The 24,543-nt window shown below is 62.2% G+C and carries 24 protein-coding genes and 1 pseudogene; 10 read left to right on the forward strand and 15 right to left on the reverse strand.

Going from position 1 to position 24,543, the window contains the following annotated elements:
• Positions 1–117 precede the first annotated feature (117 nt).
• Positions 118–747 (forward strand): hypothetical protein, encoded by a 630-nt coding sequence (locus J8I82_RS33040; protein WP_209763864.1) that lies wholly within the window; start codon positions 118–120, stop codon positions 745–747.
• A 59-nt stretch (positions 748–806) separates the two neighbouring features.
• Here J8I82_RS33040 and J8I82_RS33045 read toward each other — a convergent pair whose 3' ends face one another.
• The 6 genes from J8I82_RS33045 to J8I82_RS33070 form a co-directional block, all read right to left on the reverse strand.
• Entirely contained in the window at positions 807–1,844 is a 1,038-nt protein-coding gene (locus tag J8I82_RS33045; RefSeq protein WP_431831603.1) for a branched-chain amino acid ABC transporter permease, read from the reverse strand.
• On the reverse strand, positions 1,841–2,728 hold the full coding sequence (locus tag J8I82_RS33050; protein WP_209763865.1) for a branched-chain amino acid ABC transporter permease: 888 nt from the start codon (positions 2,726–2,728) through the stop codon (positions 1,841–1,843). Before J8I82_RS33050 ends, J8I82_RS33045 begins: the two co-directional genes overlap by 4 nt.
• A gap of 17 nt (positions 2,729–2,745) precedes the next feature.
• Complete coding sequence (locus J8I82_RS33055; protein ID WP_209763866.1) at positions 2,746–3,471, reverse strand: ABC transporter ATP-binding protein; 726 nt, start codon at positions 3,469–3,471, stop codon at positions 2,746–2,748.
• Between the two features lie 12 nt (positions 3,472–3,483).
• Positions 3,484–4,254 carry an ABC transporter ATP-binding protein gene (locus J8I82_RS33060; protein ID WP_209763867.1) on the reverse strand — a complete coding sequence of 257 codons (771 nt, stop codon included), beginning with the start codon at positions 4,252–4,254 and terminating at the stop codon, positions 3,484–3,486.
• Between the two features lie 139 nt (positions 4,255–4,393).
• A complete protein-coding gene (locus J8I82_RS33065; RefSeq protein WP_209763868.1) occupies positions 4,394–5,593 on the reverse strand; it encodes an ABC transporter substrate-binding protein in 1,200 nt (399 codons plus the stop codon).
• 227 nt (positions 5,594–5,820) lie between these two features.
• Positions 5,821–7,611 (reverse strand): acyl-CoA dehydrogenase, encoded by a 1,791-nt coding sequence (locus J8I82_RS33070; protein WP_209763869.1) that lies wholly within the window; start codon positions 7,609–7,611, stop codon positions 5,821–5,823.
• A gap of 145 nt (positions 7,612–7,756) precedes the next feature.
• Between J8I82_RS33070 and J8I82_RS33075 the strand changes: the two genes are divergently transcribed.
• On the forward strand, positions 7,757–8,002 hold the full coding sequence (locus J8I82_RS33075) for a hypothetical protein (RefSeq protein WP_209763870.1): 246 nt from the start codon (positions 7,757–7,759) through the stop codon (positions 8,000–8,002).
• Positions 8,003–8,056: 54 nt separating this feature from the next.
• Here the strand turns inward: J8I82_RS33075 and J8I82_RS33080 are convergent, their stop codons facing one another.
• From J8I82_RS33080 to J8I82_RS33105, 6 genes are all read right to left on the reverse strand, one after another.
• On the reverse strand, positions 8,057–8,851 hold the full coding sequence (locus tag J8I82_RS33080) for an enoyl-CoA hydratase-related protein (protein WP_209763918.1): 795 nt from the start codon (positions 8,849–8,851) through the stop codon (positions 8,057–8,059).
• A gap of 113 nt (positions 8,852–8,964) precedes the next feature.
• A complete protein-coding gene (locus J8I82_RS33085; protein WP_209763872.1) occupies positions 8,965–9,735 on the reverse strand; it encodes an enoyl-CoA hydratase-related protein in 771 nt (256 codons plus the stop codon).
• Positions 9,732–10,550: a 2-ketocyclohexanecarboxyl-CoA hydrolase gene (gene badI / locus J8I82_RS33090; RefSeq protein ID WP_209763873.1), complete on the reverse strand. Its 819-nt coding sequence runs from the start codon at positions 10,548–10,550 to the stop codon at positions 9,732–9,734. Before badI ends, J8I82_RS33085 begins: the two co-directional genes overlap by 4 nt.
• Before the next feature lie 16 nt (positions 10,551–10,566).
• Complete coding sequence (locus J8I82_RS33095) at positions 10,567–11,334, reverse strand: glucose 1-dehydrogenase (RefSeq protein WP_209763875.1); 768 nt, start codon at positions 11,332–11,334, stop codon at positions 10,567–10,569.
• 39 nt (positions 11,335–11,373) lie between these two features.
• Positions 11,374–13,017, reverse strand: coding sequence for an AMP-binding protein (locus tag J8I82_RS33100; RefSeq protein ID WP_209763877.1), 1,644 nt, complete (start codon positions 13,015–13,017; stop codon positions 11,374–11,376).
• Between the two features lie 42 nt (positions 13,018–13,059).
• Positions 13,060–15,081 carry an oxidoreductase gene (locus tag J8I82_RS33105; protein WP_209763878.1) on the reverse strand — a complete coding sequence of 674 codons (2,022 nt, stop codon included), beginning with the start codon at positions 15,079–15,081 and terminating at the stop codon, positions 13,060–13,062.
• 243 nt (positions 15,082–15,324) lie between these two features.
• On the opposite strand from J8I82_RS33105, the gene J8I82_RS33110 reads away from it, so the two are divergent.
• Positions 15,325–15,843, forward strand: a complete 519-nt coding sequence (locus J8I82_RS33110; protein ID WP_209763880.1) for a MarR family winged helix-turn-helix transcriptional regulator — start codon at positions 15,325–15,327, stop codon at positions 15,841–15,843.
• Positions 15,844–16,456: 613 nt separating this feature from the next.
• Here the strand turns inward: J8I82_RS33110 and J8I82_RS39740 are convergent.
• On the reverse strand, positions 16,457–16,654 hold the full coding sequence (locus J8I82_RS39740) for an Rmf/CrpP family protein (RefSeq protein ID WP_431831604.1): 198 nt from the start codon (positions 16,652–16,654) through the stop codon (positions 16,457–16,459).
• Positions 16,655–17,350: 696 nt separating this feature from the next.
• Between J8I82_RS39740 and phaP (J8I82_RS33115) the strand changes: the two genes are divergently transcribed.
• From phaP (J8I82_RS33115) to phaP (J8I82_RS33125), 3 genes and pseudogenes are all read left to right on the forward strand, one after another.
• Entirely contained in the window at positions 17,351–17,953 is a 603-nt protein-coding gene (gene phaP / locus J8I82_RS33115; RefSeq protein WP_245180392.1) for a TIGR01841 family phasin, read from the forward strand.
• Positions 17,954–18,197: 244 nt separating this feature from the next.
• Positions 18,198–18,692 (forward strand): annotated as a pseudogene (locus J8I82_RS33120) (SDR family oxidoreductase); the annotation flags it as partial.
• 290 nt (positions 18,693–18,982) lie between these two features.
• Positions 18,983–19,555: a TIGR01841 family phasin gene (phaP, locus tag J8I82_RS33125; protein WP_245180393.1), complete on the forward strand. Its 573-nt coding sequence runs from the start codon at positions 18,983–18,985 to the stop codon at positions 19,553–19,555.
• 152 nt (positions 19,556–19,707) lie between these two features.
• Here the strand turns inward: phaP (J8I82_RS33125) and J8I82_RS33130 are convergent, their stop codons facing one another.
• On the reverse strand, positions 19,708–20,589 hold the full coding sequence (locus J8I82_RS33130; RefSeq protein WP_245180396.1) for a hypothetical protein: 882 nt from the start codon (positions 20,587–20,589) through the stop codon (positions 19,708–19,710).
• Positions 20,590–20,857: 268 nt separating this feature from the next.
• Here J8I82_RS33130 and J8I82_RS39745 point away from each other — a divergent pair, with 268 nt between their 5' ends.
• The 4 genes from J8I82_RS39745 to J8I82_RS33150 all read left to right on the forward strand — a co-directional run bounded on the left by J8I82_RS39745 (position 20,858) and on the right by J8I82_RS33150 (position 22,570).
• On the forward strand, positions 20,858–21,196 hold the full coding sequence (locus J8I82_RS39745; RefSeq protein ID WP_209763882.1) for a T6SS phospholipase effector Tle1-like catalytic domain-containing protein: 339 nt from the start codon (positions 20,858–20,860) through the stop codon (positions 21,194–21,196).
• A 2-nt stretch (positions 21,197–21,198) separates the two neighbouring features.
• The gene (locus J8I82_RS39750) at positions 21,199–21,549 is read left to right on the forward strand and encodes a phospholipase effector Tle1 domain-containing protein (protein ID WP_431831605.1); all 351 of its coding nucleotides are present in this window, start codon (positions 21,199–21,201) and stop codon (positions 21,547–21,549) included.
• 183 nt (positions 21,550–21,732) lie between these two features.
• Entirely contained in the window at positions 21,733–22,035 is a 303-nt protein-coding gene (locus J8I82_RS33145) for a hypothetical protein (protein ID WP_209763885.1), read from the forward strand.
• 277 nt (positions 22,036–22,312) lie between these two features.
• Positions 22,313–22,570: a hypothetical protein gene (locus J8I82_RS33150; RefSeq protein WP_209763887.1), complete on the forward strand. Its 258-nt coding sequence runs from the start codon at positions 22,313–22,315 to the stop codon at positions 22,568–22,570.
• 581 nt (positions 22,571–23,151) lie between these two features.
• Here J8I82_RS33150 and J8I82_RS33155 read toward each other — a convergent pair.
• Positions 23,152–24,492 (reverse strand): TolC family outer membrane protein, encoded by a 1,341-nt coding sequence (locus tag J8I82_RS33155; RefSeq protein WP_209763889.1) that lies wholly within the window; start codon positions 24,490–24,492, stop codon positions 23,152–23,154.
• Positions 24,493–24,543: the final 51 nt, after the last annotated feature.

Here is a 24,543-nt window from a genome sequence, read left to right on the forward strand (position 1 = left end):
GCGCTGACCGGCGACATGCGCTACCGCCCGAGCCCGTGGCTGTGGCGCCGTGCCGGCCTCGGCCAGTCGCTGCTGGCGGGCGAAGCCTGATAGGTCGTCCTGCCAGCGATGACCGGGATGACCGAAGTCAATGCAGTGCCGCCGGAGGTCGCGCCCCGTTCGCTCATCCTGCAATCGCCAGCGTATGCGCGTGTCCAGCTGCGCGGCCTGCGCTTCCCGTTCCCCGTCGTTGCAGAGGTTATCAAGGGCGATTGTGAACTGATCGTGCCGGGTCAGATGCGGGCAAGCCACGACGGCGTGTGGCACACGATCCGGCCACTCGAGTCACCGCGGCTTGTGCTGGCGGAGCGGGCGCGCGTGGCGTTCCGCCAGTTGCCGCTGTCGGGCCGGCAGGCGGAGGCAGGAGAGCGGCGACACAAGCCGATCGCGAGCACGCTGGCCCTGGCGGTGTTCCAGGCACCGCAAAGACCGTGGCGGCTCGCATCGGCGTCGCAGGAACTCAGCATTGATCGACCCGGACGACTGTCCCGATCACTGATGAGTGAAGGCGAGAGCTTTGTCGACCTGGTGGCAACGCAGCGCCTGATGCGCGCGCTGTTTGACCTGGCTGGCACTGGCGGGCAAGCCGCAAGAGCCGGATGCTATGGCTTTCCGGATCGCGCTCGTCTTGAAGATGCGATCTACGATCGCTTCGGGGTGAACACTGCGATGCTGCATCGTCTGCTGGACAGCCGCTGGCAAGGTTGAATTTCTCTGCCAGCGGCGTCTGGTAGCGATGACCGGGGGGCCAACCGCCGTGCCGCCGGTCAGCGCGCCGAAGGGAACCGGCCAATTACCGCGCCCACCAGCCCTTTCCGGAACAGCAGAACGCACACGATAAAGATGACGCCCGTCACGAGCGTGACGGACTCGCCAAGCGAGGCAAACCACTCGATCCCGGTGATACCGGCCAGCCCGGCACCCATCTCGCCCAGCTTGTTCTCCAGGATCACGATCACGAGCGCACCGACGACCGGCCCGCTCAAGGTCCCCATGCCGCCCACCAGCGTCATCAGGATGACAGCACCCGACATGGCCCAATGGACGTCGGCCAGCGTCGCGAAGCCAAGCACCAGCGCCTTCATCGCTCCAGCTAGTCCCGCCAGCGCGGCGGAAAGCACGAATGCCATCAGCTTGAAACGATCCGTACTGTAGCCCAGCGAGATGGCGCGACTCTCGTTCTCCTTGACCGCGTGAAGTAGCTGGCCAAAGGGTGAACTGACAATCCGGGCAATCAGGCACATCGCCGCAACAAAGACGGTAACTACGAGATAGTAGAAACTTACGTCAGAGGACAGATCGATCACCCCGAACAGCGCACCGCGCGGAACCCCCTGTAAGCCGTCCTCGCCGCCGGTCTGCGGTGTCTGCAGGCAAATGAAGAAGAACATCTGGGCCAGCGCGAGCGTGATCATCGAGAAGTAGATGCCCTGGCGGCGGATCGCCAGCACTCCCATCAGGAATCCGATCGCAACGGCAGTTGCCACGCCGATCAGCAGGCTGACCTCCGTCGAGACATGCCAGGTCCTGATCGCATACCCCGCCATATAGCCAGCGCCACCGAACAAGGCAGCATGGCCGAACGACAGCAGGCCGGTGTAGCCGAGGAGCAGGTTGAAGGCCGCGGCAAACAGCGCGAAGCAAAGGATCTTCATCACGAAGACCGGATAGACACCAAGTTGCGGCGCTAGCAACAACAGCACGACCAGCGCCACGGCCACGTACGACGATACGCGGCTATGCCACGACGCGCGCGCACTGCCCGCCGGCGTCACCGTGGAAGGGAGAGAGAATTCGGTCATCATTTTTCCTTGCCAAACAACCCTGCGGGACGAAGCAGCAGGACAATCACCATCACCACGAACACCACCGTTGAGGACGCCTCCGGGTAGACCACCTTGGTCAGGCCCTCGATCACGCCCAGGCCCAGGCCGGTTATGATGGCGCCGAGGATCGAGCCCATGCCACCGATCACCACCACGGCAAAGACCACGATGATCAGGTTCTGCCCCATCAGCGGCGAAATCTGGATCACCGGCGCGGCCAGCACTCCGGCGAACGCGGCCAATGCCACGCCGAAGCCGTAGGTCAGGGTGACCATCAGCGGCACATTGACGCCGAACGCCTCGACCACCTTGGGGTTCTCGGTGCCCGCGCGCAGGTAGGCGCCGAGCTTGGTCTTCTCGATGATGAACCAGGTGCCCAGGCAAACCGCGATCGACGCCATCACGACCCAGGCCCGATAGTTGGGCAGGTGCATGAAGCCCACGTCGGTGGCGCCCTGCAGCAACTCCGGTGCGGAGTACGGCAGGCCCGAAACGCCGTAGATCGACCGGAACACGCCTTCGATCACCAGCGTGATCCCCAGCGTGAGCAGCAGCCCGTAGATATGGTCGAGCTTGTAGATCCAGCGCAGCATCGTCTTTTCGATCAGCACGCCCAACAGGCCGATGACCAGCGGTGACAACAGCAGCATCACCCAGTAGGTGATCCCTGCGTACGCCATGCCGGCCCACGCGAGCAGGGCGCCCAGCATGAACAGCGCGCCATGTGCAAAGTTGATGACGTTGAGCAATCCAAAGATCACCGCCAGCCCCAGGCTCAGCATCGCGTAGAACGCACCATTCACGAGCCCGAGCAGCAACTGCGACAGCAGCGCCGGCAAGGGAATTCCAAGATCAAGATTCATTGCGGTCCCCCGTTCCGTTACACGCCGAGCAGCTCGTTGAGCACCGGCATCTTGGCCTGCAGTTCGCCGGCGGCAAAGCGCTCGACGATCGCGCCGTGCTCCATCAGGTAGAAGCGGTCGGCCAGCGGCGCGGCGAAGCGGAAGTTCTGCTCCACCATCACCACCGTGTAGCCCTTCTTCTTGAGCATCAGGATCATGCGTGCCAGCGCCTGCACGATCACCGGTGCGAGCCCCTCGGAGATCTCGTCGAGCAGCAGCAGGTTCGCCCCTGTCCGCAGGATCCGGCCCACGGCCAGCATCTGCTGCTCGCCGCCGGACAGGCGCGTGCCCTGGCTCTGGCGGCGCTCCTTCAGGTTCGGGAACATGTCGTAAATCTCGGCCTTGCTCATGCCGTTTTCCCCATTGGCGCCCTTTAGCACCGGCGGTAGCAGCAGGTTCTCTTCGCAGGACAGGCTGGAGAAGATCGCGCGCTCTTCCGGGCAGTAGCCAATGCCATAGTGCGCAATCTTGTGCGTCGGCAAGCCAATGGTTTCATGACCGTTGACCTTGATCGAGCCCTTGCGCGCGCCGGTCAGCCCCATGATCGCCCGCAGCGTGGTGGTGCGGCCGGCGCCGTTGCGGCCCAGCAGCGTCACCACTTCGCCGCGGTTCACGGCGAGGTTGACGCCGTGCAGGATGTGCGACTCGCCGTACCAGGCATGCAGGTCCCGGAGTTCGAGGGCGGGTGTGTTGTCGTTAGCCATCTCGGTGTCCCCTTAATGCGCGCCCTGCAGCGCGGCGTCGGCCGTGCCCATGTACGCTTCCATGACGCGCGGATCCCGCGAGACTTCGGCGTAGGGCCCTTCGGCCAGGATCGCCCCGCGTTGCAGCACGGTGATAATGTCGGCAATCGACGACACGACATTCATGTTGTGCTCGACCATCAGGATCGTGCGGCCGGCAGAGACCTGCTTGATCAGCTGCGTCACGCGGTCCACGTCTTCGTGGCCCATGCCCTGCGTTGGCTCATCGAGCAGCATCAGTTCAGGCTCCATCGCCAGGGTGGTGGCGATTTCCAGCGCGCGCTTGCGACCGTAAGACAAGTTGACCGTGACGGTTTCGGCAAACTCGGTCAGCCCGACCTGTTCGAGCAACTCCATCGCGCGGGCATTCAGCACGTCGAGCGAACGAGCGCCGCGCCAGAACTGGAAGGCGGTGCCCAGTTGACGCTGCAAGCCAATGCGCACGTTCTCGCGCACGGTCAGGTGCGGGAACACGGCGGATATCTGGAACGAGCGGATCACGCCACGCCGCGCTATCTGCGCCGGCTTTTCGCGCGTGATATCGATGCCATTGAACAGGATGGTGCCGGCGGTCGGCTCCAGGAACTTGGTGAGCAGGTTAAAGCAGGTGGTCTTGCCCGCGCCGCTCGGCCCGATCAAGGCGTGGATCGAGCCGCGGCGTACATTCAGGTCGACTTCACTGACGGCAGTGAAGCCCCTGAATGACTTGGACAACCGCTGCGTCTGCAGAATGAAATCCGGCATAACAGTTGGAAAGCCAATCTGGAGAGAAAAGGAAGCATCTTCCACACGGCCGGAGCAACGCAGCGGCCGTGGAAAGACGCCCGGAGACAAGGACGTTGAAGCGTGGCCAGCTACCTGGCCACTTCAGTTCCCGTGTGCGTCAGCCCTTGAGCGGGCAGGCGCTCTTTTCCAGGGGCTCGAAGGCCTTGTCCCTGGGGATGACCTTGCGGATCTTCAGCAGGTCCCATTCGCTCTTGGATTCGGACGGCTTCTTGGCTTCAGCCAGGTACATGTCATGCGCCATCAGCCCGTTTGCCAGAATACGGCCGTCCTTGGCAAAGAAGTCGTTGACCGGCGTCGCGCGCATCTTTGCCATGACCTTGTCGGCGTCCGCGCTGCCGGCCGCCTGTACCGCCTTCAGGTAATGCATCACCGCCGAATACATGCCCGCCTGCACCATGGTCGGCATCATCTTCGTCTGCGCGAAGAACTTCTTGCCGAAGGCGCGGGTCTCGTCGTTGTAGTCCCAATAGAATGCCGTGGTGAACTGCAGCCCCTGCGCCGCCTTCAGGCCCATGCCTTTCAGGTCGCTATCGAAAATCAGCAGCGGCGCCACCACCTGTTTTCCGCCCCCCAGCCCGAACTCCGAGGCCTGGCGCACCGCGTTCTGGGTATCACGCCCCGCATTGGCCAGCGCAATCACCTGCGCCTTCGACGCCTGCGCCTGCAGCAGGAACGATGCGAAGTCCGATGCCGAGAGTGGATGGCGGACCTTGCCGGTGACCTTGCCCCCTGACTGTTCCACCACGCTGACGGCATTCGACTCGAGCGAATGTCCAAACGCATAGTCGGCGGTGATGAAGAACCAGTCCTTCTTGCCTTCTTCCAGGATCGCGCGTGCCGTGCCGTTTGCCAGCGCGTACGTGTTGTAGACGTAGTGAATGCCGTAAGGCGAGCATTGCTTGCCCGTCAGCTCCGTGGTGGCGGAACCCGCGAAGATGGTGACCTTCCTCTTGCTCTCGCCAAGCTTCTGCAGCGCCAGCGCCGAGGCCGAGTCCGTGGACTCGATGATCATCTCCACATTGTTCCGGTCATACCACTCCCGGGCACGGGTGGAAGCGATATCGACCTTGTTCTGATAGTCGGCACTCAACACCTCGATGGGCCGGTCCAGAACCTTGCCACCGAAATCCTGAACCGCCATCTTGACGGCAGCAATGCCGCCAGGGCCGCCAATGCCGGAATAGACCCCGGTCATGTCTACCAATGCGCCAATACGGAAGGGCTCCGCGGCGGAAGCCACCTGGCAGAACGCCGCCAGGGCGGCAAGAGCGCCGAAGCGCAGTGCGGGTGCTTTCATGGATGTCTCCAATCGTTCGTTATCGTGACGGACAGCGTTTTCCTCAACGACATTCACTGTCCATACCCGCATATCTGCAACTTCGGTGCCAGCTTCGAAAATGGCCATTTTGTCGATAAACCAGGCGTTGGAGGTGTCTTCGACCCAGTTCTGAGTACACTCGTGCCTGCGAACATGTCTTCGCCGAAGACAGTCCGGAAGGCTTCAAACTGCCGGGCTCAACACCGTCAAAACTGGTCGGCGGCCATGGCGAGGACGCTGCCGGCGCCGGCCAGCACGCGATCCCGATAGACAGGTGCGTGGACCAGTACGTGCTCGGCAAAGAAATGTGCCGTGGCCACCTTCGCCGCCATGAACGCCGGCCGCTCCCCGGTCGCGGCCGCCCGTTCCGCAGCGAGCAGTGCTCGCCCCAACTGCCATCCGGCGACCAGTTCGCCCGCCAGCACCAGATAGGGAACGCTCCCTGCGTACACAGACTCCGCTTCGTCGCGGCCGCGGCTCGCGACATGAGCCGCCACCGCGAGAAAAGCCCGGCGAGCAGTCTCCAGCGCCCGCCGCACCGCACTGGCGGCTGAACTGCCGGATTGCGCAAGCTCCGCTTCTGTCCGCTCGACCCGCGCGGCGAGATCGCGCGCGACTGCACCGCCATCGCGCAGGGTCTTCCGTCCGACCAGGTCGTTGGCCTGGATCGCGGTCGTGCCCTCATAGATGGGCAGGATGCGTGCGTCACGGTAGTGCTGGGCAGCCCCGGTCTCCTCGATGAATCCCATGCCGCCATGCACCTGGATCCCGAGCGAGGTCACGACGAGACTCATTTCCGTGCAGTAGCCCTTGATCAGCGGCAGCAGGAATTCGTAGAAATCGTGCTCGGACTGCCGCACTGCGGCGTCAGGGTGCCTTTCGGCAATATCGGCCGCCGCAGCACCGGCAAGAATCATCGCGCGACAGCCCTCGATCCTGCTGCGCATCTCCATCAACATGCGGCGTACGTCCGGATGCTGGATGATCGGCACGCTGCCGGCTGCGGCCGCGCCGACGCTTCGCCCCTGTACCCGCTGGCGCGCATACGCGACAGCCTGCTGGTAGGCGCGTTCGGCAACGGCGACACCCTGCACGCCAACGGCGAAGCGGGCGGAGTTCATCATCTGGAACATGTATTCCAGCCCACGATTCTCTTCACCAATCAGGTAGCCGGTTGCCCCGCCGTGCTCGCCATATTGCATGACAGCGGTTGGGCTCGCCTTGATACCCAGCTTGTGCTCGAGGCTCGCCGCATGCACGTCGTTGCGCGCACCCAGCGAGCCGTCGGCGTTCACCAGCACCTTGGGCACCAGGAACATGCTGATGCCTTTCACTCCGGCCGGCGCGCCCGCAACGCGCGCCAGGATCAGATGAATGATGTTTTCGGTCAGGTCATGCTCGCCGTACGTGATGAAGATCTTGGTGCCGAACAGCTTGTAGGTACCATCCGGCTGGCGTTCCGCCCGCGTGCGTACCAGCCCCAGGTCGCTACCGGCCTGGGGCTCGGTCAGGTTCATGGTGCCAGTCCATTGGCCCGAGATCAGCTTTGGCAAGTACGTATCGCGCATGGCATCCGATCCCACTGCTATTAGCGCCGCGATGGCACTGTTGCTGAGCAGGTCGCAAAGCGCAAAGCTGAGGTTGGCAGCATTGACGATTTCGGAGCAAGCAGTGGCGATCACCCGGGGCAGCGCCTGTCCACCGTACTGCGCAGGATGTTGAATACCTAGCCATCCGCCCTCTGCGTAGCGCCGGAACGCCGCCTTGAAGCCCGGTGTTGTCGTCACCTTGCCATCCGCAATGACTGCCGGCTCGCGGTCGCCTACAGCATTGAGCGGCGCAATCGACTCCTCGTTAAAGCGGGCGCACTCCGCCAGTACGGCTGCCGCCGTTGCCATGCCGGCGTCCTCGAAACCGTCGAGAGCGGTCATTGCATCGAGCTGGACCAAGTGCCGGAGATTGAACAGCATGTCGTCAAGCGGTGCAGCGTAGGTCATGGATACCTCAGTTAGATGGGGAAGTGAATTGAAGCGCAGCCTGGATCTGGCAGCGCCGTCGCGAAGTGCTCCCATCCTCGTCGGAAAGGTGCAGTGGAATACGGTGGGGGCCGGCGTGGTGAGCTGACTGCCGACAGGCTCCACCGTGCTGGATGCGAAGCGGCTGTGGCGGATGCAGACCAGCGCCAGTGCCCTTCATTCATTTCTGGACGGCTACCGTTCATTTCTGGACGGCTACCTCGCCGTTGGCGGCTCAGGCTGGTGCCGTCTGCATCCCCCGGAACCCCACCGATTGCGCCTGGCCCGTCAGCAGTTGATGCGGCGGGGACACGCCGATGGCGCACAGCAACAAGCCCTTGGAAACGAGCAGAAGGGACCAACCTTGATGTGATGCTAGACACGGATGGCCATTAGCCCTTTGCCATGCCGCGTGGCCAGCACGAACTCAGGAGCCGGAGAACGTGGGCTGTCGCTTCTCGCTGAATGCATGAAGGCCTTCCTGGTAGTCCTGGCTCCAGCCAAGCTCCCGAATAAAGGTAGCCTCCATCGACAACTGCTGTTCAAGCGAATGCACCGCGGCGGCAAGCATCAACTGTCGCGTACGCACCATGGCCTTGGTCGGCATGGATGCCATCCTTTCAAGGAGCTCGTCAACGCCCGCGGCAAATGCGGCGTCCTCGAGTACGTCCCAGATCAGTCCCCATTCGGCGGCCTTCTCTGCCGATAACTTGTCCGCGAACAGTGCCAAGCCCATGGCCCGGGCGACTCCGACGCGGTGCGTCAGAAACCAGGTACTGCCGGTGTCTGGTGTGAGCCCGATCTTCGAGAACGCCTGCAGGAAGTACGCGGACTTTGCCGCCACCACGACATCACAGGCGAGCGCGAGCGACGCCCCGCCGCCCGCAGCCAGACCGTTCACAGCAGCAACGCTCGGGACAGGCAGGCTTTGCAGCTTCATGACTAGGGGCTTGAAGTACCGCTCGACGTGGATGCCGATGTCGGGCAGCTTCCCGTCCACGATCTGCATCGCCGGATCGGCCAGATCCTGCCCGGCGCAGAATGCGCGGCCCGCGCCAGTGATCGCCAGTACGCGTGATGTCTGGTCATTGGCGACCAGGTCGACGGCACGAAGCAATTCGATCATCGTTGCCTCATCGAGACTGTTCAGCCTTTCTGGCCGGTCAAGAGTAATGCGCGCGACTGCCGCCCCTGTCGTGATCTTGATGTTCTCGAATGTCATGGATTGCCCCTCCTTCATGGAATGGCGCCGGTTGCGCTCTGGCCGCCACGAGCTGTAACCGGCGTTGAGCGCCGTGCCGGCACCATCGGCGCCGCGCTCTTTCACGCGATACGTTATTTGCCGGTGAACTGCGGCGCCCGTTTGGCAAGGAATGCTGCGATGCCTTCGCGCGCGTCATCGGTTCGCGTGGCCCGGGAGAACAATGCCGCCTCTGCGCGCAGGCCGGCATCCAGATCCAGCCGCGTTGCAGACAACACCGCCTCGCGCGCCAGATGGACCGCGGAAGGCCGGCCTTCCGAGACGTCGGCCAGGTGCGCCTTCCCGACAGCGACCGGGTCGCCGCCCTCGACCAGCCGGTCGACCAGGCCAATCTCCAGTGCCTCGTCTGCGGCGATCATTCGGCCGGTGATAATCAGATCCAGCGCCCGGGTTGTGCCGACCAGTCGTGGCAGCCGTTGCGTCCCGCCATAGCCCGGGATCAAGCCGAGCTTGACCTCCGGCAGCCCGAGTTTCGCGCCGGCCAACGCCACCCTGTAGCTGCATGCCATGGCGAGCTCCAGACCGCCCCCGAGTGCCGCGCCACGGATGACCGCAACACTGGGCATGCTCAGCGCAGCCAGTTTCGAAAGCACCAATTGCCCGAACACCGAACCATCCAGGTGCTGCTGCGGGGTGCGGTCCTGCAATTCCGCGATGTCCGCGCCGGCGCAGAACGCGCGATCCCCCCCGCCGACGATGACAACGCCGCGCACGCCAGACCGTTCAATGTCGTCAACATGGCCTGACAAGGTTTTCAGCATGTCCAGGTTCAGCGCGTTGAGCGCAGCCGGCCGATCGATCGTCAGCACGGCCAGCTCGCCGTCATAGCGCAGGGCGATGGTCATGCCTGGCCTCCATCCGCATGCTCGCGCTTGTCTTCATAGACCTCGCGAAAACGCGGCTTGCGCTTTTCGAGGAACGCGCGTACGCCCTCCTGCGATTCGTCAGTCTCGTAGTACAGCGCGAGTGCCTGCATACCCAGCCCGCCAATGCCGCGGATCGAATCGGTGTCGGCATTGAACGAGCGTTTGGCGATGGCAAGTGCCGTGGGACTCATGGCCAGGATTTCCTGGCACCATTTGTCGACTTCCGCGTCGAGCTGGTCGTGCGGCACGACGGCATTCACCAGACCCATGTTCAGGGCCTCCGCCGCGGTATAGCGCCGGCACAGGAACCAGATTTCGCGCGCCCGCTTCTCTCCCACGACACGCGACAGCAGCGCTGTGCCAAATCCTGGGTCGACCGAACCGACCTTCGGCCCCACCTGGCCCAGCTGCGCGGTATCGGAGGCAATGGCCAGATCACAGCAAGTGACCAGCACATTGCCGCCGCCAATGGCATAACCGTTGACGCGTGCAATCACCGGTTTAGGGCATTCGCGGATCATGCCTTGCAATTCCTCGACAGGCAGGCCGATCACGCCGCGCCCGTCGTAGCCGCCGTCATGCGCCGACTGGTCGCCACCGGTGCAGAACGCCTTGTCGCCGGCACCCGTCAGCACGACCACGCCAACGGACTTGTCCCACGAGGCGGCGTTCAGGGCGTCAATCAGCTCGTCGCAAGTCTTCCCGCGAAACGCGTTGTACTTCTCCGGGCGGTTGATCGTGATACGCGCAACGCCCGCACGTACTTCATAAAGGATATCGGTATATTGGTTCATGGTGTGTGCTTGCCCTTTAGCCGTGCATGGTCAGGCCACCGGATACGCTGATGACCTGGCCGGTGATGAAGTTCGCGTCGTCGCTCGCGAGGAAGCTGACAATGCCGGGAATGTCAGCGGGCTGCCCGAGCCGATTGAACGGGATGGCGCGCTTCAGGCCTTCATAGATCTTCTGGCCGTATTCGCCTTCGCCGAGGAACGACTGCAGCAATGCCGTGTCGGTAGGGCCGGGGCACACCACGTTGACGTTGATATTGCTGCGGGCGCATTCGCGTGCAATGGTCTTGCTGAAGGCAATGACGCCGCCCTTGCAGGCCGAGTAGACCGACTCGCCCGACGAGCCCACGCGGCCGGCATCCGACGAGATATTGACGATCTTGCCCTGCTTCGCCTTGACCATCCACGGCAGCACGGCGTGATGCAGGTTCAGCGGCCCCACCAGGTTGATGGCAATTACCTTGTTCCAGAACTCGGGCGTCGTTTCGAGAAACTTCGCCGCCACGTCCCAGCCTGCGTTATTGACCAGCACGTCGATGCCGCCGAGCTCCTGCGCAACGGTGTCGATTGCCTGCTTTACCGCGCCGTGGTCGGTGATATCGACCTTGACCGCGGTGACGCTCGCACCGGTTGGCTTGAGCGCTGCGCCGAGCTGCTCCAGCGCATCGGCATTGACGTCGACGGCGACCACGCGCGCCCCTTCTTCGCAGAACCGCTGGCACAGCGCCTTGCCAATGCCACCGGCCGCACCGGTGATGACGACCACCTTGTCGTTCAGACCTCGCATACTGCTATCTCCTGAGTGAATTCCTGAATGAATTCGTGACTAAGTCCGGCTGGCTACCGCCGTAGCGGCCAGCTTGCGCAGGACAAATTTCTGAAGCTTGCCCGTCGCCGTGCGTGGCAGCGTTTCAAATACGATGTGGCGCGGCGTCTTGAAGCCGGGCAGCCGCTCGCGGCAGTACCGGATCACCTCTTCCGCGCTCAATGCTCCCGCAAACTGCGGCTTCAGCTCCAGCAGCGCGCACGGGACTTCGCCCCATTTGGCGTCGGGCACCGCCACCACGGCCGCGGTCTGGACGGCCGGATGCGTGTACAGCACCTCTTCGACTTCCAGCGAAGAGATGTTCTCGCCGCCGGAGATGATGATGTCCTTGGCCCGGTCCTTGATCTCGATATAGCCGTCGCCGTGCACCACGGCGAGGTCGCCGCTGTGGTACCAGCCACCGGCAAACGCTTCCGCCGTCGCCTCCGGGTTCTTCAGGTAGCCTTTCATGGCCAGGTTGCCGCGGAACATCACCTCGCCCATGGTCTGGCCGTCACGGGGCACCGGTGCAAACGAGGGGTCGACCACCACCATGTCTTCCATCACCACGCTGCGTACCCCCTGCCGGGACAGATGGACGAAGAAGCCGTCCTCGCCTTCGTCGCGCCACTCCTGCTGCCACTGGCACAGCGTGTTGACGCCGTGCATCTCGGTCATGCCATACACATGCAGCAAGGAAAAGCCGAGCGCTGACACCTTGCGCAGCACCGCCGTCGGCGGCGATGCCCCCGCGCACATGATCCGGATCGGCCGTGCGGGCTTGACCCAGTTGGCCGGCGTGCCGTCCACCAGGAAGTCAAGCACAGTCGGCGCGCAGCCGAAATGCGTCACGCCGTGCGCTTCGATGGCTTCGTAGATGTCGTCGGCCACCACCTTCCGCAGGCAGATGCTGGTGCCCCCCATCGCCGCCATGGCCCACGCGAAGCACCACCCGTTGCAGTGAAACAGCGGCAGCGTCCACAGGTAGACGGGGTTGCTGCCGGGCATCTCGGCATTGATGGACTGGCCCAACGCGTTCAGGTAGGCACCGCGGTGGTGGTAGACCACGCCCTTGGGGTTTCCGGTGGTGCCGGACGTGTAGTTCAGTGCAATGGCATCCCACTCGTCGGCCGGATAGCGCAGGGCAGTGTCAGGCGCTGCGGTCTCCAGGAAGGAGTCGTAGTCGATCGCGCCGAGCCGCTCGTCGCAGCCGGATGCCGGATCGATGATGTCGACGATCCGGATGTCACGGCCGGACTGGGTGACGGCCTCGTGTGCTACGGCGGCAAACTGGGTGTCGACAAACAGCAGCCGGGTCTCGGAGTGCAGAAGAATGAAGGCAATGGCCGGCGCGTCAAGGCGGATATTGATGCTGTTCAGCACGGCGCCGGACAGCGGCACGCCGAAGTGCGCCTCGAGCATTTCCGGGACGTTCGGCGCGAGGACCGACACCGTGTCGCCGCGCTCGATGCCGGCGGCGATCAGCGCCCTGGCCAGCGCCTCGCAGCGCTGCGCATACTGCCGCCAGGTATAGCGCCGATCCTGATAGATCACGGCGGCGCGCTCCGGGAACACGTCCGCAGCGCGTTTCAGGAAATGCAGCGGCGTCAGGGGTTGGAAATTGGCCTGGCACTTCTCCAGGCCCTGGTCGTATTTGGTCAGCACTGGTGTCTCCTGCGGAAGGCTGGCGGAGTCAGAGGGTGGAATTCAGAGGGAGACCGCGAGCCGGGTGGCCTGGTCGATGGCGCGCAGCGCATCGAGCTCGCTGGCGACATCGGCGCCCCCGATCAGGCGGGGCTTGAGTCCACGTGCCACCAGCTCCTCATACAGCGAGCGGTTCGAGTTCTGCCCCGCGCAAAGAACGACGTGATCGACGGGAAGCACATATGGCTTGTCCTGGACCGTATAGTGCAGCCCTTCGTCATCGATCGCGTCATAGGTCGCGCCTGCCGTCATGGCGACATTGGCCTTGCGCAGCCTGGCCTTCAGGATCCAGCCCGTGGACTTGCCCAGGCGCTTGCCGAGAGGCTCGTCCTTGCGCTGAAACATGAAGACGCTGCGACGTGGCGTGCCCGCGTCGGCCGCCGCGGTCAGGCCACCTGGCGTGACGCTCTTCGGATCCACGCCCCATGCACGGAAGAAGGCCTGCGGATCGAGCGATTCCTCTGGATCGCCGAGCAGGAATTCCGCGACGTCGAAGCCGATTCCGCCTGCGCCGATGATTGCCACGCGCTGGCCAGGCGTGACCTTGCCGCTCAGCACGTCGATGTAGGACACGGCTTTGGGATGATCCACGCCGGCGAAGTCCGGCACACGCGGCGACACGCCCGTGGCCAGCACGATCTCATCGAACCCGCCCGTGTCAAGCGCCGCGGGCGTGGCGGCCTCGCCCAGCCGCAGCGCGACCTTCAGCTTGTCCAGCCTGACGCGGAAATAGCGCAGCATCTCGTGGAACTCGGCCTTGCCGGGCACCATCCTGGCCAGGTTGAGCTGGCCGCCGAGTTGGGCGTCCGCTTCAAACAGCGTGACGCGGTGGCCGCGCTCCGCGGCATTGATAGCAAATGCCATCCCGGCCGGCCCTCCCCCCACGACGGCGATGCGCTTGGGTGCGGACACGACCCCAACGGGAAATTCGATTTCCCTGCCAGCGCGCGGGTTGACGAGGCACGTCGCGGTGCGCTCCGTGAAGATCCGGTCCAGGCAGGCCTGGTTGCACGCGATGCAGGTATTGATTTCGTCGGTGATGCCAAGCCGTGCCTTGCGGGCGAAGTCCGGATCGGCCAGCAGCGGCCGCGCCATGGACACCAGGTCGGCAACGCCCGCAGCGATCACCTGTTCGGCGGCATCCGGCGCGTTGATCCGGTTCGAGGCCATGACGGGAATGCTCACCGCCTGCTTGACGTTCTTCACCGCCTCGCTCCATGCGGCCCGCGGCACCGTGGCGGCAATGGTCGGCACCGCCGACTCATGCCAGCCCACCCCGGTGTTGATCAGGTCCGCTCCGGCAGCTTCGACCTGCCTGGCAAATTCGGCGACTTCTTCACCCGTCATGCCGCCTTCGATCAGATCGATCGCGGAAATCCGGTAGACCAGCATCGGATCGCGGCCGATCCGCTCGCGCACCGCGCGGACGACCTCGAGCGGGAAGCGGATGCGCGCGGCGAAGCTGCCGCCGAATTCATCGTCGCGCCGGTTGGTCGGCGCGGCGGTGAATTCGTTGATCAGGTACCCCTCGGACCCCATGACCTCCACACCGTCATAGCCGGCCTCGATCGCCAGCGCCGCGGTATGGGCAAAGTCGGCGATCGTCCGCCAGACCTCGTCCGTGGTGAGTGCGTGCGGCGAGAAGGTATTGATGCGCGCCTTGCCCGGCGACGGGGCCACGCACTCCGGCACTTTGGCATAGCGGCCGGCATGCAGGATCTGCAGCACGATCTTGCCGCCCGCCTCGTGCACGGCGCCGGTCACGGCACGATGCTCGTCAAGCTGGTCGGCGCTGTTGAACAGCGGCCCGCCCGCCTCCATGACCCCTTCCGGATTCGGCGAGAAGCCGCCGCTCAGGATCAGCCCGATCTCGCCACTGGCGCGCGCGGCATAAAAGGCGGCAAGGCGCTCGTGCGGCCGGTCCAGCGTCTCCAGCCGCGTATGCATCGCGCCCATTACCATCCGGTTGGGAATGACGTGGCTACCTATCCTCAGCGGCGTCAGGATCTTGTCGAGTGTCTCCATGGGGTCCTCGTTCGTTCTGGTGGTTGCGTGAACACATACTAGGTATCCTGCGAATATACGTCAAGTACTTGATATAGTTTTGCGAAAGAACCGAGCTTGGCACGAACAATCATGCAATCTACATGTCATACATTGCTGAAAAATCACTTATCCGGCGCATCCAGTATTCCGGCGCGGGCGGCACCCCAGCCGTAGAATGTCGCCATCGCGCCCGCCCCAGCCGCGCTACCCGCAATCCGAGCCATGACCGATTCCGCCCCCTCCTATGACCAGTCTGTCTCGTCCGTTCACAACCGCCTGTTCTTCCGGCTGTTTCAGGCGGGCAACACGCTGGACCGGCAGACCATCAAGTACCTGGGTATCACGACGGTGCAGTGGTCAGTGCTGGGCGCGCTGACGCGGCCGCAAGCCGCGCAAGGCATGTCCTTCTCGGAGCTGGCCGAATATCTGGTGGTCAGCCGGCAAAGCCTGGATGGCGTGCTCAAGCGCCTGGAGCGCGACAAACACGTGGTGCGGGTGGCTGACACCGTGGACCGGCGCGCCAAGAACGTGGTGCTGACCCCAAAGGGACGCGCGTTCTGGTCCAGCCTGCAGCCCCGGATCTATGAGTTCTATCGCCAGGCCCTGGCGAGCTTCCGGTTCGACGACAAGGTTTCGCTGGTGCACTTTCTGAACCAGCTCAATGGGGGCATGGCCGATGTGCACCTCGAAGGCGCCAAGGGCGAGGCCGACGCGGACACCGACGCCGCACAGGCCAAGTAGAAAAAGACGCGATTGAAATCAAGCGAATGTCGGAGGAGAGCGCCCGTTGAATCGAATCCTGTCAGTCAAATTGCGCGCGCCTTGCATCCACAATGAGCGTAGTCCTCTGGCTAATGGCGCTCTTTGATCTTGCGAGTATGCTTTTTCCCTGGGGCGGACGCTGCGTGTCAGGAAGTTGCTGCGGTGACGAAGAGATTCTGGCCGATGTCAGAACGGGCCCCCATTCGAGGAGGCACAATGCATTGGACTTCGTCTGCGAGCGCCGGTCGTGATTTTGCAAAGAGGCCTCATTGGACACCCGAAGAACTGTCCGCTTTCCAACCGGTCCGATCCATGATCCTGTTCCGGATCGTGGTCAATGGACGGGGCACCTACTATGGCTTCTTTCCACACGCCTGCGATGCCATCGCGGATGCGCTAGACCACGGTGCATATAGTGTTGCGGTCGTGCGAGCGCTAGCGAAGCGCGGTAACCAGCTTCCGACCGCCTACCCACGAAGCAATCTGCAGCACTTCTAACGCAGTTGCTACGGGTTGCTGCTGAACGTGCGTCCTGCCAGGCGATTCTCAGGCGGCGCAATTTCCGAGTGCTTCGTAATGACAAAAACCTTGCCTAACGGCGCGAACGGTGGGTCGCCTGACGTTTGGGTTCTTTGGCCTCGAAATACCCACTCAGCCACGCCAGTGCTTCGGGCGAATTAGATGCGTATCGACAAGCCGTTACTGGCGACCCGCGACGGCAGGCATCATAACCTTCACGCCACGCTATGGGGTCCTTAATATCAGCAGGAGCCTGCCTGGTGTTTTTCATTGTTTTGCCGTTTGGTAAAAGGGAGGCGATTTGTGGATCCTGCTACCAATTCCGTCACGTGTCAATATTAACGCCGCTGCTCAGTTCCCGCATGAAGTTGAATATGGCTTTATAAGTGCAATGGCCTGAGTCGCACTAATATAAGATTTCAGCGTAGATAGGTCAGGTGCCATAGTCCTCTTCAATTTTCGTCGCGGACTTACGCGACACGAGACCCGGTCGAGTTCAGTGTAGGGTCCAGGCCGGACTACTTTTATCCGTGTCGCCATGGGGAACCGCCGGCCGCTACATACCACGGGTGCAAACTGCCGACTTCTATAATTTGCGCGCTAGGCTCACGCGGGGTAGCTCAGACTGGCCCCAGGGCTTGCGATTTCCGCGGCGGTGAATTTAGGCACGCTTAATCCTGGTGTAAATTTTAATTCCACACCCTGCTGCAATGCGTCAAAATGCTGTCTTCGGACTCGCATGTTGTGATGAGACTTGACGCTAACTAGTCAGAAGATATTGCTCGCTCAGGCTACCCGCATCTTCCCTGCCCTGATTGTCCAACATCCCGCATTGCAACAATATTTATAAAAAAATCGTAATTCAAATGTCTCATTAACCATATAATTCGGGATTATCCCTAAGGAACGAATCGGCGTTTCTACTCTAGTCTCTTGGCTCGGTTGTGCCAAGCAGCAACAACTGCCCATGACCGTTACACGATTCCGGTCGATCGGCGCTTCGACGATCGCGGCAACGGCTCCGGTGGCAACCAAGGGAAATCCAACCATGTCCTTTTTTACCTCCGATCAGTTTGCGGCAGTCCACAAGACCAACCTGGACAATATGGCTACGCTGTCTAACACGGCGCTTCAAAGGATCCAGAAGCTGGCGGAATTGAACCTGCAGGCAGCCAAAGCCGCGCTGGCGGAGGGCCAGGACCGCTTCCTGCGCGTGGCAGCCGGCACGAACTTGCGCGAGGCGCTGGCGGTGCAGGGAACCCTGTCCCAGAACGCTGACATGGCCATCTCCTATGCGCGCTACGTCTGCGAGATCGCATCGCAGGCGCATACTGAACTGGCCAAGGTCGTGGAGGAACAGTACGAGCAGCACTATCGCAATGTGCAGGCATTCGTCGACACGTTTGTGAAGAACGCGCCGGCCGGCTCCGAAGCAATCTGCGCCTTGCTCCAGTCAACCGTGGACGCGGCCAACCAATCCTACCGCTCGGCTCAGGCTCTCTCGCAGCAGGTCGCCGACCTGACCACTGCCAATCTCGCCGCAGGCGCGGGCGTCGCCAGCAAGTCGTGATGCAGCGCCGGCACGGCCGGCACCTAGCCGTTCGATTCTCCAGGGCAGCCGACAACTCCCCTGCCGCGCAGCGTCGGCAGCGCAATGGCGAGTGCGCCGGACCGACCAGTCCGGCCTGCCTCGCGGGCGGACCCGGGCCTATCTTCTTCAACAATGAGCCATAGAGAGATCAGCATGACGAACCTGAACAGAATCGCACTGGTAACTGGCGGCATGGGTGGCTTGGGCGAGGCCATCGCCATCCGTCCTGGTAAACAACGCCGGCATTACCCGAGACATGGCCTTAAAGAAGATGGACCAGTCGAGCTGGGATGCCGTGATCCGCACCAACTTCGACTCCGTGTTCAACGTGACCAAGCCGCTGTGCGACGGCATGGTGGAACGCGGCTGGGGCCGGATCATCAACATCTCTTCGGTCAACGGATCCAAGGGCGCGTTCGGCCAGACCAACTATGCGGCCGCCAAGGCCGGCATGCATGGATTCACCAAGGCGCTGGCGCTCGAAGTCGCGCGCAAGGGCGTGACAGTCAATACTGTATCGCCGGGCTACCTTGCCACCAAGATGGTGACCGCCGTGCCGCAAGACATCATGGACAGCAAGATCCTGCCGCAGATTCCAATGGGCCGGGTGGGCAAGCCCGAAGAAGTGGCGGGGCTGATTGCCTTCCTGTGCTCTGATGACGCCGGCTATGTGACCGGCGCCAATATCGCCATCAATGGCGGCCAGCATATGCATTGAACGGCATCGGACCATGAGATCAACGCGACACCGAGGACCTGCCCCGCCCGTCGGCAGATCAACCAATACTAACGGAGCCTCTCGCGTTCTCGTTGCGTGGCTTCACGGTCAAGCTTCCCAGGGCGCTGCGGGACCTGGCCTGCACAAGACTGGCCCTTTGCCCTTGTCCCATCGCTTGGCGCAGTCGCAAGACGGCTCGCCAAATCCGCACATCGACTTCCACAGATTTCCCGATCAGGCTGTACGGGACATGTGGCACCCCGACAGTCGGGGATAACCCAAAGGAGACCATGATGCCAGCAGTCAATCTACAACCCTTGTACGGAGCACAGGCAGCAGCCATGGATATCGTTTTTGGCATAACGACCAAGGCGCTGGATGCCTATCAGAAGCTTGCTGACCTCGGCCTGCAAACCATGAGGGAGGCGGTGGCCGACAACCATGAGACAATGCGTAAGGCATTCGCCGCCAAGGACGCGCAGGAGTTGTTGGCGTTGCAGGTAACGCTTGTCGAGCCCGCCGCGGAGAAGGGACGAATATTCCTCGAAAAAGTCCAGGAAATCGCGGCGGCCACGCGCTCGGACTTTCGAAAGGTGGCAGAAGCGCAGTTCGAAGCCAACAAGCGCAACTTGCAGGAGGTCTTCGAGAAGCTTTCGGAAAATGCCCCGGCCGGCTCCGAAGGCGCGCTGAGCGCGTGGCAGGCGGCAATGGCATCCGGAACGACGCTCTGCGAATCCATACAGCAATCCACCCGCCAAGCTCTCGAACTGGCGGAGAATCAAGTTGCGAGCGCCGCCGCGGCGGCGGCAAACGTCGCGCACAAGGCCAATGCGCAGTCGGCGCGCGTTGCAGGCAAGCGCTAACGGGCAGTCTGGCCTGTTGGAGAGGGATGCCGCGGTGCAAGCCCTCTCCGCCTGCGACGATGAATCAGTAGAAAAGGCATCGCGAGACGGCAGCCATGACGCGAGAGCATTTTGCGGTTTGGATTCTGGAAGGCCGGCATGTGCACGAGCGCTTACTGGCGTAGGACGGCTTCAACCATCTTGACGAACGCTGGGGCAATCAGGTCGTAACCCTTCGCGGTCATGTGAATTTCGTTTAGCCAGTTTGGGTCCGCCGCCGTCGGATCGGCCGGGGCCGGGGGGGCCATGGCGCGTGAATCGAGGATGTGAAAATTCTCCAGCGCTGCGCCGGCGATGATCTCATCGTGCAGAAGATCGATGAAATGCCTGGTGAGTTCCAGCCAGTCGACCGGCGGCACTTCATAGGCAAGCAACGATGGAAAGAGCCAGGGTCCCAATGGCCCTGCCCCGACATCGCGCGGCTGTGCATAGGAGTAGCAATGCGTGAAGATCGGAATGTGCCGGTTCTTGGCACTCCTGGCTCGCAGCCTATCCAATGCCCGGTATTGGGCAAGCATGTGATCTCGAAAGGCTGCCCAGCCGTCCGGCGACACATACCGACCGACCGGCCCCATGGCTGCCCGCTCGGACTTGGTCAGAAGTAGACGCTCGCCAGTCATCCGTGGTACGCCATTCCTGTCATGCGGCAACACCGCCAGCGCGTCAATCAGATCATTTCCCCCGCCAGACAGGAGCAGCCCATCCCAGTTTTCCTCGAACCCCGCGCCTGCGGCAAAGTGCCGGAAGAAGAAGGGGTCTTGACGCCATTCGACCATATGTTTGAGCGTATCGGCAGGGTCGGCGCAGTTGACGATAGCCGTGTCCTGGCTGAACCTCAGCCTCATGAGCAAGGATGAAGCGGCAAACAGGCTGAGACCGTTGATAGAAAACCAGGAATCGCCTTGCGCCAGCAGCTTCAGGGCAAAGAGATTAAAGTCGGGCGCCGCATCAGTCTGAAGATGCGATGCGGGCGAAATGCGGACGGTCGGCATCATTCCCCATAGCACGGGCACTGCGGCCCCCAGATCTTGCTTCTTCCATCAGCGTTCTCTTTCGGCAGCCGTGCTGCAGTTGAAAAAAGGATAGATATCGCCCGCGCAAACGGTTATCAGCCAAATGATTGACGCGTTGAACGCCTCAGGTCGAAGTAGCGTGCGTGCGGCCAGGCCTGCGGGACCGGGACAAGATGGGTGGTGTCTGCTACGCCACGCCCAGCTTGCTCCCCTGTGACGAATTTTCCGCGTTGACACCCAGACATGAATTATGCCGGCCTTCGGTTCCTTGCCTAGAATTTGTAAAGTTTACCGCCTGTACAGAGCGGTAATTCAAAAGCAATGCAATCAATATGCAACCTACTTTGCGGGCGTAGGTAGCCAACAGGACGACCCGAATCCAATACGAGTACTGTTTCGACAATTTGGAGAAAAAGGGGCGAATAGAATACGTGATGCTGCATATGTTGAGTTGGTCAAGGCCTATCATCGCGGTGATAGCATTTATATTTTTGGATTCTGCCGGGGCGCCGCAATCGCCCGTATGTTGGCCAACATGATTGCCAGCTGTCCATTCCAGGCAATGTCAGGAATGTCATCCACCTGCTAGCGATCGATGAAAACCGGCAGCCATTCCAGCCTACCTTGCTGACGCGGAGCGAAGACGATGACGTAAGGGTAAAGGAGATATGGTTCAGGGGCGTTCATGCTGACATCGGCGGAGGCTATCGCGAACACAAACTGGCCGATGTCACCCTCCGATTTATGAGAAACAGGTTGGAACGGGACCATGGCAAGGAACCAGAGAAGGATAACGATCCTGACCCGTTCGGCGTAATGCATAGCCACGAGCGTAGCAAGATCCCCAAAATGCCCCGCGTCGTTTCAGTTCAGGGTGGTCATCGCAAACCGTGCATTCACAAGAGCGCCTTCCTCAGAGAGACGCGATATCTGAACACCTGAAGGCGCTACGGGATAGTCGCCAATGTGAAATCGAGGATCAAGATTGAGATGAGAGGTCGGCAGTCAAGTTGGTCCTAGTGCGGCTCGGGGGCACACAGCGTTCGAACGCAACATTTTCACTCCCAGGAAGCCTATGGAACCGAAGTCTCCCCGGACTTCATCAGCTCGGTCACCGACGAAGTCATGGCCGAAACCGTCATCCCCTCATTTGATACGGAGGTCGTCAAGGCGCTGGAACTCAGGGTTGCGGATCTGCGCTCCGTCCATCGCGAATGGATGCAGCTTGGCATCAGGAACGAAACTGGTCAGCTCTATCGCATCGTCGGCGTGGCTGGCGGGAACGCGTGGCTGGAAACGCTCGACGTCATGCGCATGCTTGGGTTCGTAAATGAGCTGGATGGCAGCCGAAAATCAACAGAGGGCTGCGATACAATATTTTTCCAGCGGGTTGACACAGAGGTTACCGCCAGCTCGGCGACTTGCTAGTCGTCTTGTGAGACGATCGGACTGTAGATGAATCTGCACGCGCGCTGGCGAAATGCCCGATGACCATAACTGCGAAATTTCGAACACCCCAACTAATGGGGGGATGCCTACCAAAGGCACCCACTTGTCGATATCAGCGACAGTCTGCGATACTGCCAGCCGATTCAGCCCCTCGACCTCTCGGCGAGGGGCTCTTCTTTTTGTCGGACAGCGCCCGATAGCGGCGCAATCTCTTCTGGACTATCAAAAAGACACAAGCTCGGCAAAGGAGTCCATCATGCGACCGGGGATAGAAGCGCCACGCAGCATTGGGGAGAACCTCAAAGACCTAGACGAGACAGAACTGGCTATCGAGCGCCTGGAGAGACGCATTGGAGCCCAGGAAGCGCGGATTGCGCAATTGAAGCGGGACGGCATCGACTGTTCCACGGCCCAGGAGATTCGCGCCAACATGCACCAAAGCCTTGGCGCACTTCTAAAACATCGCTCACTTGTACAGCATGCACTTGCCTATCGCAAGCGGCGAAGTGCATGATGAAGAACTTGTTAACGCCGTCCTATCGAGATGAGCAGGTTGGTCGCAGTTATTTCAGTCGCGGGCTATCAACTGGCGGTGCGGCTGATCCCTGTGCACCTTGCATTCGTATGGGCTAGGGCCAACACGGTGTGGTTCCTGTTGACGGCTAGCTGAACCTTGCGTACGTGCTTCATCGTGTCTGCAGGAATTTCGCCTACCTCCTTGACGCTGAGGTTTGTGTGCTTGATGACGTCGGCCGATGCAACGTCGAACTACTGCAACTGCGTTGTCGCAATACGCAGCTTTTCGGTCACCCTCGAACGGGGGGATGCCGTCCAGCACCTGCGATGGGACGATATTGGCGACAAGTCTGCGAATAATCTTGTCGCCACTCACAGCCCTCGGACCGATTCGGCCGAGGGTTTTTCTTTTTCGGACGGCGCCCGTTAAGGCAAACAGGCCATCCCGCTTAAATGGGATAGTCGAGTACCCCCCGTAATGGATGGGCTCCGTTCCAGCTTGACGAGCCCTTTCCGGTGGAGATTCAAGCTGCAATTCCGTGGGCCGCAGTGTGGCCAGGATCAACGTGAGCCGTGGCTTTATCGCATGCCCGCGCGCATTCCGACCTGCATCAGCGCCTCGCTGGGCGGCGCCACCTGCAGCGTCGCCAGCAACAATCCCATCCCCGCCAGGATGCGGTACTGGCTGGCCAGTTCGGTGTACTGGCCAGCCACATAGGCCGTACGCGCGCTGAAGTACTCGTTCTCGGCATTGAGCAGGTCGAGCAGGCTGCGCTGTCCGATGCGGAACTGCCTGCCATAGCTGACGCGCGTAGCATCGCTGGCTTGCACATATTGCCGGAGACTCACCAGTCGGTCCTGCGCCGTCCGGTACGCGTTATAGGCCAGCGACATGCTTTCCTGCACCTGCCGGCGCAGCCGCTCCAGGTTCTGCTCGGCTTCCTCGATCTGGTAGCTGGCCTCGTTGATGCGAGCCTTGTCAGCGTTGCCGCGGAACAGGTTATAGCGCACGCGCAGCATTACGCTGCGCTCGTCGGTGGTGCCCAGCACGCGGTCGCGGTCGCGCGCTGCGCCAACCTCGAGGTCCAGCCGTGGCCACAAGGCAGAGCGGGCCTGGGAGCGCATGGCCTGCGCTTCGGCGATATCCGCCTGTCCTGCGCCCAGCGCAGGATGGCTGGCATTGGCCACCCGCTGTGCCTCGGGCTCGGTGGCGGGCAGCACGGCAGCTAGGGATTCCGGACGGGACAAGCGCTGCGGCGGCGTCCCGACCACGCGCAGGAAGGCCGTCATGGCATCCTGCAGCGCCCCCTCCTCGGCCCGCAGGTTGGCCTGGGCCAGCGCCAGCCGGCTCTCAGCCTGGTACAGGTCGGCGCGGCGCAGCACGCCGTTGTCGGCGCCTAGCCGGATCTGGTCATAGATGTGCTGGTGGGCCTCGAGGTTGGCGACGCCGATGGCCACCGTTTCCTGGCGGCGCAGCACCTCCACATAGACGCCGACGGTGCGCAGCGCGATATCTTCGGCGGTGGCGCCGACCCGGTAGGCCGCGCCGTCGATCCGCGCGCCCTGGCGCTCGACGTCGCTGCTGACGCCAAAGCCGTCGAACAGCATCTGCGTGATCGTGATGTCGGCGGCATGACGCGCATACGATGTGTCAGACAGGCCCGTCACGCGGGTGCTGTGGCTGTCCAGGCGCACGCGGCCGGTGGCAGCGTTGAGATCGATCCGCGGCAGGTAACCGGCGCGCGCCTGCTTCAGCCCCTCGTCGGCGGCCAGGCGACGGCTACCCGCTGCCAGCACATCGGGATTCGTGTGCACGGCCTGATCGACCGCCTGTGGTAGCGCCTGTGCTGCCACGTGCAGCGGCACCACCATGGCTGCCCATAGCAGTACGGGTGTCAGCCGCCGCCATGTCGTCGTCATGCTTCCCCCAGATCGGGTACACCGCGCTCGCATGCTGCGCACGACGGAACG

Origin of the sequence: Cupriavidus consociatus (assembly GCF_017814975.1) — a bacterium.
Classification (GTDB): Bacteria; Pseudomonadota; Gammaproteobacteria; order Burkholderiales; family Burkholderiaceae; genus Cupriavidus; species Cupriavidus consociatus.